Origin of the sequence: Clostridium sp. 'White wine YQ', assembly GCF_028728205.1 — a bacterium.
Taxonomy (GTDB): domain Bacteria; phylum Bacillota; class Clostridia; order Clostridiales; family Clostridiaceae; genus Clostridium_T.
Genome location: NZ_JAQYUU010000009.1, coordinates 20,689 through 32,831, shown reverse-complemented (window position 1 = coordinate 32,831; position 12,143 = coordinate 20,689). Strand labels below are relative to the sequence as shown.

General features: G+C 29.0%; 10 protein-coding genes. 5 read left to right on the top strand and 5 right to left on the bottom strand.

Annotated features, from left to right (window positions below; translation table 11 throughout):
* Nucleotides 1–146: 146 nt before the first annotated feature.
* On the top strand, nt 147–1,022 hold the full coding sequence (locus PTZ02_RS17440; protein ID WP_274229033.1) for a DegV family protein: 876 nt from the start codon (nt 147–149) through the stop codon (nt 1,020–1,022).
* 54 nt (nt 1,023–1,076) lie between these two features.
* On the opposite strand, the gene PTZ02_RS17435 is transcribed toward PTZ02_RS17440, so the two are convergent.
* On the bottom strand, nt 1,077–4,187 hold the full coding sequence (locus tag PTZ02_RS17435; protein ID WP_274229032.1) for an AAA family ATPase: 3,111 nt from the start codon (nt 4,185–4,187) through the stop codon (nt 1,077–1,079).
* A complete protein-coding gene (locus PTZ02_RS17430; protein WP_274229031.1) occupies nt 4,187–5,377 on the bottom strand; it encodes an exonuclease SbcCD subunit D in 1,191 nt (396 codons plus the stop codon). The genes PTZ02_RS17435 and PTZ02_RS17430 overlap by 1 nt, the downstream gene beginning before the upstream one ends.
* A 183-nt stretch (nt 5,378–5,560) precedes the next feature.
* On the opposite strand from PTZ02_RS17430, the gene PTZ02_RS17425 reads away from it, so the two are divergent.
* Nucleotides 5,561–5,962: a DUF6465 family protein gene (locus PTZ02_RS17425; protein WP_274229030.1), complete on the top strand. Its 402-nt coding sequence runs from the start codon at nt 5,561–5,563 to the stop codon at nt 5,960–5,962.
* Nucleotides 5,963–6,003: 41 nt separating this feature from the next.
* Here the strand turns inward: PTZ02_RS17425 and pepT are convergent, their stop codons facing one another.
* The 3 genes from pepT to PTZ02_RS17410 all read right to left on the bottom strand — a co-directional run bounded on the left by pepT (nt 6,004) and on the right by PTZ02_RS17410 (nt 8,897).
* A complete protein-coding gene (gene pepT, locus PTZ02_RS17420; RefSeq protein WP_274229029.1) occupies nt 6,004–7,224 on the bottom strand; it encodes a peptidase T in 1,221 nt (406 codons plus the stop codon).
* Between the two features lie 18 nt (nt 7,225–7,242).
* Nucleotides 7,243–8,049: a DUF1189 domain-containing protein gene (locus PTZ02_RS17415; RefSeq protein WP_274229028.1), complete on the bottom strand. Its 807-nt coding sequence runs from the start codon at nt 8,047–8,049 to the stop codon at nt 7,243–7,245.
* 68 nt (nt 8,050–8,117) lie between these two features.
* Entirely contained in the window at nt 8,118–8,897 is a 780-nt protein-coding gene (locus PTZ02_RS17410) for a DUF1189 domain-containing protein (RefSeq protein ID WP_274229027.1), read from the bottom strand.
* A 168-nt stretch (nt 8,898–9,065) separates the two neighbouring features.
* Here PTZ02_RS17410 and PTZ02_RS17405 point away from each other — a divergent pair, with 168 nt between their 5' ends.
* The 3 genes from PTZ02_RS17405 (at nt 9,066) to crcB (ending at nt 12,142) form a co-directional block, all read left to right on the top strand.
* Nucleotides 9,066–10,244, top strand: a complete 1,179-nt coding sequence (locus tag PTZ02_RS17405; RefSeq protein WP_274229026.1) for a L,D-transpeptidase — start codon at nt 9,066–9,068, stop codon at nt 10,242–10,244.
* A gap of 96 nt (nt 10,245–10,340) precedes the next feature.
* On the top strand, nt 10,341–11,696 hold the full coding sequence (locus PTZ02_RS17400) for a CCA tRNA nucleotidyltransferase (protein ID WP_274229025.1): 1,356 nt from the start codon (nt 10,341–10,343) through the stop codon (nt 11,694–11,696).
* Nucleotides 11,693–12,142, top strand: a complete 450-nt coding sequence (gene crcB, locus PTZ02_RS17395) for a fluoride efflux transporter CrcB (RefSeq protein WP_274229024.1) — start codon at nt 11,693–11,695, stop codon at nt 12,140–12,142. The genes PTZ02_RS17400 and crcB overlap by 4 nt, the downstream gene beginning before the upstream one ends.
* Nucleotide 12,143 lies beyond the last annotated feature (1 nt).

The window sequence follows — 12,143 nt, the reverse complement described above, 5'->3', positions numbered from 1 at the left end:
TCCATTGAATAATTAATTCTAATACATTAGAATTAAAGTGATATTATAAATGTATTATCCTAAGTTTATATTTTATACATATACTTTACTAAGAAGTATATATTAGGTTTATAAGCTAAAATCCTATATATTAAAGGAGAGTAGATATGAAAGATTATGTTATCATAACTGATTCACCTAGTGATTTATCCGCAGATTTACTTAATGAAATTGAAGTCACATCACTTGGATTGGTTTGCTTATTTAAAGGAAAAGAGTATGTAGATGACGGTGGTATAACATTAAAATACAAAGACTTCTATGATGGTATAAGAAATTTAGAACAACCAACTACTGGACAAATTAACGCATATAGATTTGCAGAAGAATTTACTAAACATGTTAAAGACGGAAAAGGAATTATATATATAGGCTTCTCCTCTGCCTTAAGTGGAACTTTTAATAGTTCAGTTATGGCAAGAAATGAAGTGTTAGAAGAATACCCTGATGCAGATATAACCTTAATTGACTCAAAAGCTGCTTCTGGCGGCGAAGGTCTTTTGGTTTACTTAGCTGCTAAGAAAAGACAAGAAGGATGTTCAAAGGAAGAATTGGTTTCTTGGATAGAAGCTACCATACCTAAAGTTAATCATTTCTTCTTTGTTGATGATTTAAATCACTTAAAAAGAGGTGGAAGAATATCTTCAACAACTGCAGTTGTAGGTGGAATATTAAATATTAAGCCTATTATGTATATTAATGATGCAGGATCCCTTGTTCCTTTTGCTAAAGCTAAAGGTAGAAAAAAAGCTACTGCGCACTTATTAGATGATATGAAAAAGAATATTGTTAATCCAGAAGATCAAACAATCATGGTAACTCATTCTGATTGCTTTGAGGATGCTGAAGCTTTAGCTAAGTCTATAAAAGAAGATTTTAATGTAAAAGAAGTAATAATAAATTATATTGGAACTGTAATAGGAAGCCATACAGGTGCTGGAACTCTAGCAGTATTCTTCTTAGGTGAAAATAGAGAACCATAATATAAAAGAATCCCTTTAGTCGAGAACTAAAGGGATTTTTTATATTGAATAATATTAAATCTTAAAGCCTGCCTTACTACCTTCCTTTGCAGGTGTTATTTCTAATCTAGCATCTATTCTCTCTTTTAGTTCTGGTACGTGAGAGATTATTCCTACTAATCTTCCATTATGCTGAAGTTCTATTAAACAATTGATTGCATTATCTAGTGATTCAGGATCTAATGTTCCAAAGCCTTCATCTACAAACATGGTATCTACCGTTACCCCTCCAGCATAGCTTTGCACTACATCTGCTAATCCTAATGCTAAAGATAGTGAAGCCTTAAAACTTTCTCCTCCTGATAAAGTCTTTACATGACGTGCTTTTCCTGTGTAATTATCAAATACTTCAAGCTCCAAGCCTTCCTGCTTTCTTCCTTTACCCTTTTCTTCTTTTCTTTTTAGTAAATATCTATCTCCCGTCATTTTGGTAAGTCTTAAGTTTGCTGCTTTTATTATGTCATCAAAATATGCGGCAAGGACATATCTCTCAAAGGTTATTCTTTGGCTATTATCTCCATTTGCTACTCTTGCTATCTCCCCTACAATGTTATACTTACTTTCTTCCTTTTCACACTGTAGATTAATTACTTTTACTCTTTCTAATATTGCCTCATTATTTGATATTCTTGTATATAATTCTTTTTCATTATTAAATATATCTTCTTGTACTTTTTTCTCTTTTTCAATAATTTCATTTAAGACCTCTAAATCCTCAAGTTTTAGGTCTTTACATTCTTCAATACTTTTATTTAATCTATCACTTAAAGATTTCAAGTCCTGATAATATACTTTAACTTTTTCTTCTAGTGAATTTATAACTTCTTCTGCTATAAAGCATTCCCTATATTCCTCTTCAGATAAAAAACTATTTTTCTTAAGGGTATCTTCAAATTCCTTAATTACTTCTTTTAATTCTTTTTCTGTATCTTCTATTTCCTTTTGCTTAAGTACTAAAGCTTCATGTGCAGCTGACAAATTAGCCTTTAAGGAAGTCACCTTTTCTCTAGCTATTTTAATTTCTTTATCTATATTATCTATCTGAATATTTAGCCCATTAATACTTTTATTTAAACTCTCTAAGGATCTTAATTCTTCTGGAATTTCTTCTTCAAAGGATTTAACTAATTTCTCTTCTCCTTGAATTCTTCCAAATAAATTTAATATTATACTTTCTCTTTCCTCTTGTTGTTTCTTTAGCTTTTCAACTTCTTCAGATAATATCTTTTGATCCTTTTCTAACTTTTCTCTATTTGAAATCTTTAACTTAATTTCTTTTAAATTATCTTCTAGATTCTTCGCGTCTTTAGCTAATTCCTTACCTATAACAGCAATTTCTTTTAGGGCCTCTGTCCCCTCTAAGTTCCACATCTCCTCTTTAAATAGAGATTTTAGATTTAGCTTTTTACCTTCAATATTTTCTCTTTGTTCTTTTATTGAAGTAAATACCCTAGTTGTTTCATTTAATTTTTCTTTTAATCTATTATTTATTATTTCTAGGCTTTCTTTTGACTCTTTAAGTTCCTTTTCAGATGGAACCCCTTCATGTATAATTGCTTTTTTAGGATGTTCAGTAGAACCACATACTGGACATGGGTCTCCTTCAATTAATACACTAGCTAATAGACCAGCTTGGCCCTTCTTAAATGCTTCATCTAGCATTTCATATTTAGTCTTAGATTTTTTATATTCTTCCTCAACCTTAGAATACTCCTTAGCTAGCTTATTGTGATCTTCTAATAACTTAGTTACTTTATCTTCTGCTGAATATAACTCTCTAACTTCTTTTAGTGAGTTGTTTATTTCTCTATATTTACTTTCTAATCTTTCTTTTAAGGTTTCAGCTTTTAAAGTTTCTTTAAGCTCTTCATCTATTTTGAGAATTTCTGCATTATTTAAATCTATCTTCTTTTTTAATGCTTCATTTTCTTCCTTTTCTTTAACTAAATTTATATTAAGACTTTGAAGCTCCTTCTTTTTCTCTCCGTAAGCAACTATTTTTTCCTTAATGGAATTAAGATTAGCTGCCTTTTCTTGTAATACCTTCTTATTATCTTCTTTCTTTTCCTCTATTTCTAAGGTTTTTACTGCATTAGTTAGTTCTATTTCTCCATCCTTAACTCTATTGGCATTTAAAATAAGTTCTTCCCTTAACTTAGATAATTTTTCTTTCTTTTGATTCCTACTTTTTTCAATAAAACTTACTTCTAATGCCTTTTTAGCTAGGGTTATTTTTTTTTCTGTATTTACTATTTCTTCTTTTTGATTTTGGAGAACTTCTTTTTCTTTTATTAAGTTTTCTTTCTCTTGTAGCTTTAAATTTCCTTCTTGAGCTTTAATATATTTTTCTCTTAAGTTATCAAGCTTTTCATTTATGGTGTTTTTATTCTGAGATACCGTCTCTAAACCCGCTCTATCCTTATCTAACAAAGTATCTAATAAACCTAATACTTCAGTTACATTAAGTTCTTTTTCTTTAATTTTTTCCATTAAGAAAGTATCTTCGCCTGGGTTTATATTTCTTAAGTTAGTTGCTCTTCTCTCATTTATAGCCTTTAATTCTTCTTCTAGTTCTTTCTTCTTTATATTTAATAGAAATTGAATTCTATTAAACTCCTCAGTTCCAAATATCTCTCTAAAAATCTTCTCTCTTTCTTTTGATTCTGATTCTAGTAATTTTCTAAATTCCCCTTGAGGTAGCATTACTATTTGTCTAAATTGATTTTTATCTATTCTTATTAATTCTATTACTTCTTTCGTTACATTAGTTGCTCCTGTTACTATGGAACCATCTGGATAAATAAGTTCAGCTGATGTAGTTCTCTTTTTAGGTTGAACTGGTACTCTCTTAACATAATAATTTTTCCCTCTTAAAGAAAACTCAAGTTCAACATAGGTTATATCCTCTTCATTTGCAAAGTCGCTTCTTAAGTTATCTATAGTTCTGCTGGTTCCACTAGCTTCTCCATATAATGCATAACTAATAGCATCAAAAATAGTAGTTTTCCCTGCTCCTGTAGGACCTGTAATTAAGAATATATTTCTTCCTTCAAGTACATTAAAATCTATAACTTCCTTTGATGCATAAGGTCCAAATGCACTTATTGTTAACTTTAAAGGCCTCATTATTTATCCTCCTTCCATAAAGTATCTAATGCAACCTCCATATAACTTCTTTGCTCTGCAGTTAATTTTCTTCCTTCAATACTTTCAAAAAATTCATTAAATAGCTCAAGTTTATCCTTATCTTTATAACCTTCTTTTGCTGATGTTATACTGGAATCTTCATTAATACTATTTTCTTTTGCTAGAGCCATTATGTTAGGATATACAGCTCTTAGCTTTGATATTGGGTCATATACTTCTCCTTGATCCGTAAGTATAGCCTGAATGTAATCTTCCTTATCTCCAATTTCATATACTTCTGGAGAAATTAGCTCTTTAATTGGCCCCTTTATTATTCTCATATCCCTTAAAGGTTTAATTTGTTTAAAATCTACTTTTACTTCTCCCTTGTCATCTATTTCAACAACTGTTACTCCCTTTCTTTGGTTAACCTCTGAAAAAGAGTATTTAAGAAGAGATCCTGAGTATCTTATTTTGTCAGAACCTACTTTCTGTGGTCCATGTAAATGTCCTAATGCAACATAATTAAACTTCTCAAATATACCTGCTGATATTAAATCCGTTCCCCCTATGGATAAAGGTCTTTCTGAAGAAGATGTTATTAATCCTGCTCTCATAAATTCATCCTCTTCTTCCTCTTCAGTATTTTTCATATTTGTTACATACCCATGAGCTACTAAAACATTTCTTTCATCTTCATTTAAATCTATATTATCTATTATCTTTTTTACAGCATCTTCATGAGTCTTTATTTCACTATCCCCATATAGCTCTCTTACATATGCAGGATCTCCATAGGGCATAAGAAAGAAGTTTATATTTCCATGTTCATCCTTTAAGTTTACTTTTCTAATTTTACTCTGTAATATTCCCTCTAAATGTAGTCCACTATCCTTAAGTAAAGAACTACCAAATGATAATCTTTCTGGACTATCATGATTTCCTGCAATAGCTAATATAGGAACCTTTAATTCCATTATAATTTTATTAAATATCTCATCTAGCAGTTCTACTGCGTCTGCTGGTGGAACTGATCTATCGTATAAATCCCCCGCTATAATTAATGCTGACGGTTCTTCCATTTTAATTATATCTACCAATTGATTAAGCATAAATCTTTGGTCTTGTAGCATACTGAATTCATTTACTATTTTTCCAATGTGCCAATCGCCTGTATGAATAAACTTCATGTTTAAATTCCTCCTCTTAATTATGAGCTTTACATAATTAATTCTATAATTTAATTCTAACATATAGGTTTTTTTATATGAAACTTATTTTAAAGTTAAGGTTTATGTAAATATCCAATTATTTACATTTAGATATAATTATTGTATAATTATGGTAGTCATAGATAATAAGGGGGAATCAAAATGCCACATAGAAAAAAAGTTATTGATGAAGTAATTGATAGCGTAAATACTGCAGCAAAGGTTACTTCCAAAAAAATATCTACTACGCTTAATAAGGAAAATGTAAAGAAAGCAGTAGATGGAGTAAAAGATACAGTTGGTGGTTTGGCTGAAGAAGGGGAAAAAGTAGTTAGAACCACTGCAAGAAAAGCTAAGAAAGTTACATTGAAACCTGAATTATTTATAGAATATCAAGGAAATCAAATATCTCAAGAAGATCTAATTTCTAGAGTTTATTCTTCCCTTGAAGGAAAAGTTGATTTATTAAAAGTTAAAAGTTTAAAGCTATATTTTAATGTTTCAGAAAACAAAGTTTATGTAGTTATTAATACTTCAGATACCTTTATTGTTGACCTTAACTGAAAAAAATTATCGGATAATATAAGTATTATCCGATAATTTTTTTATTTTGTATAAACCTTAACTATATTTAAAATTACTTCTACTGCCTTTTCCATAGACTCTATTGGAATATATTCATATTTTCCATGGAAATTCTCTCCTCCAGTAAATATATTTGGTGTTGGCACTCCCATAAATGAAAGTCTTGCTCCATCTGTTCCCCCTCTTATTGGTCTTATGTTAGGAACTACATCTGACATTTCCATAGCTAGTTTAGCATTTTCAACCACAAACATTACTGGCTCTATTTTTTCCTTCATATTTCTATAACTTTCTTTTATTTCAACTTCAACTAACTGCATTTTATATTTTTCATTTAATTCTTGAGCTTTTTCTTTCATTAAATTCATTCTATTTTTATATCCTTCAAAAGAAAAATCTCTTATTATATAGCTTAAAGTAGTTTCTTCCACTTCTCCTTTAATATCTGTTAAATGAAAGAATCCTTCATATCCCTTAGTCTTTTCAGGCACTTCCATTTGAGGTAATAGTGCATCAAACTCTAATGCTATTTTCATAGAATTTATCATCTTGTTATATGCATACCCAGGATGAACATTTCTTCCCTTAACTATAACCTTACCACTAGCAGCATTAAAGTTTTCGTATTCTAATTCTCCTAGGGTTCCGCCATCTATTGTATAGGCATATTTAGCTCCAAATTTATCAACATTAAAGAATTTAGTTCCTTCTCCAATTTCTTCATCTGGAGTAAAGGCTACTCTTATTTCTCCATGCTTAATTTCTGGATGTTCTACTAAATACTCCATTGCAGCCATGATTTCTGAGATACCTGCCTTATCATCTGCACCTAAAAGAGTTGTTCCATCAGTAGTTATAAGTTCTTTTCCTTTATAGTCTTCAAGTTCAGGAAATTCCTTTGGTGATAACACTATATTTTTTTCTTTATTTAGTATTATATCTCCACCATTATATTTAACTACTTGTGGATTTACATTTTCTCCTGTCATATCTGGAGAAGTATCCATATGTGATATAAAACCTATAACTGGTATTTCTTTATCAGTATTAGATGGAAGTGTTGCATACACATATCCATGTTCACATACTTCAACATCCTTTAAGCCTAATACCTTCAATTCTTTCTCTAAAACATTTGCTAAATCAAATTCTCCCTTAAAACTTGGAGTTGTTCCTGTACTTTCATCAGCTGTTGTGTTTATTTTAACGTATTCTAAAAATCTATCTTGTACTCTTTTCATTTAATTTCTCCTTTTTCTTTATCCAATAATAAATAATTCTTCTTCTGAAACTTCTTCTTTTATATGCTTCAAAGCTAAAATTAAATATACGAAAGCTATAGCTATATATATAATATCAAAAAATGGTATAACTACTCTGGTTAAAAATAAGATGGTATCTAAAATTATAGATGTAGTTAATGTATACAATGAAATTCTATATAAGCCTTTAAATCTAATCTTAACTTTAAGCCAATAAGCTGCGCTGAGTCCTGCTAAAGCTAGTACTACTGCCCATAATATATTTCCAATAAACACTTGAATTATTGTAAATATAGTTAAAATTATCATTACAAGTGTAGTTGCTGATAATATATTTATTATCATATTAACATCTAGGTTAAAACCAAGTTCTGAAAATTTTTGAACTGTTTGTTTTCCATTGTTATTTACTACAACTCTATCTCTAAATATAAGGGTAGATGTCATATACTTCTCTAAGTTTAATTGAGCAAGTTTATTTTGATCATATTGATCATAATCATAACTTGTATCTATAAATAATAGTGTATTCTGTTCTTCTTTTAGAATAGGTCTTGTTCCTATAGTTAATTTTCCATTTTCAAGTTTAAAATTATCTTTATTTTCTTCTAAATATGTTCTTGCATTATCAAAATAGATTTTTACATCCCTTGATACATCATAACCTTTAATTCCCCCAAAAATTACGCTTAATAATAATATATATAATACTCCCTTAGCAGTCTTTTCTCTTAAAAATACTATATAACTTTTTATATTGGTGATACTATATATAAACTTTTGAAAAATGTTTAATTTTTCCACTATATAATTCCCCCTTAATTTTCCATGTATTATTATTATACATTATTTACATGCAAATACCTATAGAATTATGTATTTTCAACTATTTTCTTTAGCCCTCTAGTCATTGAAATTATTACATATACTCCTCCAATTAATATATAAAAATAATATCTATAACTTATCGATAATCCTGTTACTCTAAGAATAGCCGCTATAATAATGGGCAGTGTTATAGAGTAAATTGATATTTTATAAATGGTTTTATATTCTAGCGGCCACCTAAGTACTGCATTAATTAATGTTCCAATTAATGATACCATAAGTGCCAAAAATAAATTTAATATAACAATTAATAAAGGTGTTAAAAATACTATTAAGTACACTACGTATTTTAACCTAGGAATAAGTTGTTGAGCTTTTCTCTTATCTAAACTTATTCCATCTAGGAAATCATATGTGGCTCTATCTATTTTATATCTATTTCTCTTTGAAATAGCCCTGTCCTTTAAAATAAGTATACATTTATCATACTTATTAAGCACGTTTTCTGAAGTATTTCCTGACGTGTCAATTATAATAGTAGGCTTATTTTTCTTTGATATTACTATGGGCTCTCTTTCTTTTACATCTAAGATTCCATCCTTAAGAGTGAATTCAGGAAATCCATTATTTATTTCACCTTCCATTAGCGATATGAATTTATAATATCCCATGGCTGGTACTATAAAGCTTATAACTCCTGTTATTAATGTTAGTATCATCATATATATGATAGCCTTAATTACTGTTTCTCTAATTAAAATATAGTAATCCTTTGGCTTAATAATGCTTATGTAAATCTTTTTAAAAAAATTAATTTTCTCCATAACTTAATACCAAATTATATATTTGGCTAAATTTCACCTCCTATGGAATATGTACTACTTTAGTTATTATTCTAACCATTAAAAAAATTTATAATATCTTTCTTTTGTTTATTCTTTAAGTTTTTGGTCAATAATCTTAATAAATTTTTCCAATTAGGAGGGCTTTATATGAATAAAAAATTCTCTATTAAATCTCTTATAAATAAAAACAAAGTTTTTATATTATCCTACGTTTTAGTATTATCCATATCTACCTCCTTAGTTATTTTTTCAGTAGTAAATTACACTTACTTAATTCAAAATTTCAAATCAAAGTTTAATGATGGAGATTATGCTGAAGCTAGTAGAATAGCTATATCTAGTCAGACATATAATCCTGTTAAGCTTTTAATGTTTACAGGAGATTTAAAAAATTTTTTAAGTGATTCTCTAAATAACACTATTAAATCATATAAAAATGCTGAAATTTCAGAAAGTGAAACACTTTATTTAATATCAAAAATTGATTATTATGGACTTTTTTCAAAGGAGATAGAAGATTTCAAAGCAACATTACCTTCCATTAAGGAGTCAAATAAAAACTTTCAGGCGGGCTTAAATGCTATTAAAAGTGAAGATTACAAAACTTCAATCACCAGTTTTTCAAAAGTTTCTGAGTACGATTCAAATTATAAATTAGCTTTAGACTATAAAAAAACTTACTTTGATAAGCTTAAAAAGGCTACTCTAGATAAGGCGAATGACTTAGCGAGCAATAAATATTATACTGATGCTATAAATCTAATAAAATCTGATTTAAAGGATTATTATAATGATGATAAGGAAATCTCTGATACTATTGCATCCTATGAAAAACAAAAAGCTGATTACTTAGCAAGTAAAAATAAATCTGATTCTTCAAAGGCTGCATCAACAACTCCATTAGCAGTAAGCCTTAGCAATATTAATACACTAAATCTTACTAGCTTAACCTCTTATCTGCTTTATGTTAATATCGCAGATCAAAAGACCTATGTTTTTAAAGGAATAAAAAATAATTGGAAACTATCAAAGACTCTTTCTTGTTCAACAGGTAAAGATGATTCAGATACTCCAAAAGGAGTTTTTCAAGTTCAAGAAAAAGGTGATTGGTTCTATTCTGAGAAATATAAGCAAGGAGCTAAATACTGGATTCAGTTCCAGGGCGACTATTTATTTCATTCAGTTCCTTTCGAGGAAGATAAAAAGACAGTTATTGACCCTTCATTAGGATCTCCATTATCACATGGTTGTGTTCGTTTATCTATAGAGGATGCAAAATGGCTATATGATACTATAAATAAAGGAACTAAAGTTATAATTAATTAACCTTTAGAGGGATGTATTAAATTAATTTGATACATCCCTTTTATTTATAGTAGAATAAGTTTAAATATTTATTTTAGAATATTTGAGGTGATATTTATGTTTATTTCTTACCCCAATGAAGTTAAGTATATTATAGATAAATTAAAGGATAATGGCTTTGAGGGCTTTTTAGTTGGTGGATCAGTTAGAAATTCCTTATTATCCTTAGCTCCAAAGGATTTCGATATAACAACAAATGCTCTTCCGGAGGATGTTATAAGAATCTTTGATAAAACAATCCCTACTGGTCTAAAGCATGGAACTGTAACAGTAATGAAGAATTCTATTCCTTTTGAAGTTACTACCTATAGAATTGATGGGGAATATAAAGACAATAGAAGACCAGAAGAAGTAAAATTTGTTTCCTCTCTCAAAGAAGATTTAGCTCGAAGAGATTTCACTATAAATGCTTTTGCATATAATGAAACAGATGGTTTAATGGATTATTTTAATGGCATAGATGATTTAAATTCAAAGCTTATACGAGCTGTTGGAGATGCAAATAAAAGATTTCAAGAAGATGCCTTAAGAATGCTAAGAGCTATTCGTTTTTCTTGCCAACTAGGTTTTAGTATTGAAAAAGATACTCTAGAAGCAATTGAAAAAAATTCTGAACTCATTCTTAATATAAGCTCAGAGAGAATAAGAGAAGAATTCCTTAAGATTTTAACTTCATCATATCCTACTAGTGGTTTAAGGTTATTAAATTCTACTGGTATACTTAAGCATATACTACCTGAACTTCAAGCTACTGTTGATTTTGATCAAAAAACTCCATATCATAATAAGGATGTGTTTGAACATACACTCTCTGTTGTTGATATGGTTCCTAATAAAGTTCACTTAAGGGTAGCAGCCTTATTTCATGATATAGCTAAACCTCCTTGCTTCTTTATTGGAGAAGATGGTCACGGACACTTTTACAATCATCAAAATATTGGAGCTGAAATGTGCGTAAGTATTTTAAAAAGGCTAACATTTGATAATGATACTATTAATAAAGCATCTATCTTAGTTAAGGAACATATGAATATTTTGTTCAATCCTACAGATGCTGCACTAAAAAGGTTAATTAATAGGGTTTCCATAGACTTAGTTTTTGATTTATTTGAATTACAGCGGGCCGATATTTTATCATCAGCTCCCCCATTTAAGGTTTTGTCTGACTTAGACTATATGGAAAAGAGAACTAAAGAAATACTAGAATCTTCTGAACCTTTAAGTAAAAATTCATTAAAGGTAAATGGTAAAGTAATCATGGATTCTCTAAACTTAAAACCTAGTAAAGAAGTTGGCGTTATTTTAGACTACTTAATGGATAGGGTTCTTGAAGATCCAAATCTCAATGATAAAGACACATTAATATCACTTGCTACTGAATATTATAAAAAAAGGACTGACAATAACTTATGAAAAAATACGTTTTTATATTTATAGGTGGAATGCTCGGAGCTATTTTAAGATATTTAATAAAAAATATTGATATTACAAGCTTCTATTCTGGAGTTATTCCTCTAAATACACTAGCTATAAATATTTGTGGAAGTTTTATTTTAGCATTAGTTTTAACAACTTCAATAGAAGTTTACGACTTTAATGTAAATATAAGACTAGGGATAGCCACCGGTTTCCTTGGAGCTTTTACAACATTCTCTACTATATGTAAGGAATCTGTTAATCTAATACGCCAAGGACACTATTATTCTTCTATATTCTATTTATTTTCTTCAGTTATTCTTGGACTAATATCAGCTTACTTAGGAGTCCTTTTTACTAGAAAGGTTATTTCTAAGCTAATACTTAAGAATAATACTTTAAATGAAATAGATGCTGAAGCTTCAATAGATGAGGAGGTTTAAT

Bases quoted from the DNA above. Each gene is read 5' to 3' on its own strand.
- crcB (WP_274229024.1), top strand. From the start codon at position 11,693: ATGAAAAAATACGTTTTTATATTTATAGGTGGAATGCTCGGAGCTATT.
- pepT (WP_274229029.1), bottom strand. From the start codon at position 7,224: ATGAAAAGAGTACAAGATAGATTTTTAGAATACGTTAAAATAAACACA.
- PTZ02_RS17410 (WP_274229027.1), bottom strand. From the start codon at position 8,897: ATGGAGAAAATTAATTTTTTTAAAAAGATTTACATAAGCATTATTAAG.
- PTZ02_RS17440 (WP_274229033.1), top strand. From the start codon at position 147: ATGAAAGATTATGTTATCATAACTGATTCACCTAGTGATTTATCCGCA.
- PTZ02_RS17400 (WP_274229025.1), top strand. From the start codon at position 10,341: ATGTTTATTTCTTACCCCAATGAAGTTAAGTATATTATAGATAAATTA.
- PTZ02_RS17430 (WP_274229031.1), bottom strand. From the start codon at position 5,377: ATGAAGTTTATTCATACAGGCGATTGGCACATTGGAAAAATAGTAAAT.
- PTZ02_RS17425 (WP_274229030.1), top strand. From the start codon at position 5,561: ATGCCACATAGAAAAAAAGTTATTGATGAAGTAATTGATAGCGTAAAT.
- PTZ02_RS17405 (WP_274229026.1), top strand. From the start codon at position 9,066: ATGAATAAAAAATTCTCTATTAAATCTCTTATAAATAAAAACAAAGTT.
- PTZ02_RS17435 (WP_274229032.1), bottom strand. From the start codon at position 4,187: ATGAGGCCTTTAAAGTTAACAATAAGTGCATTTGGACCTTATGCATCA.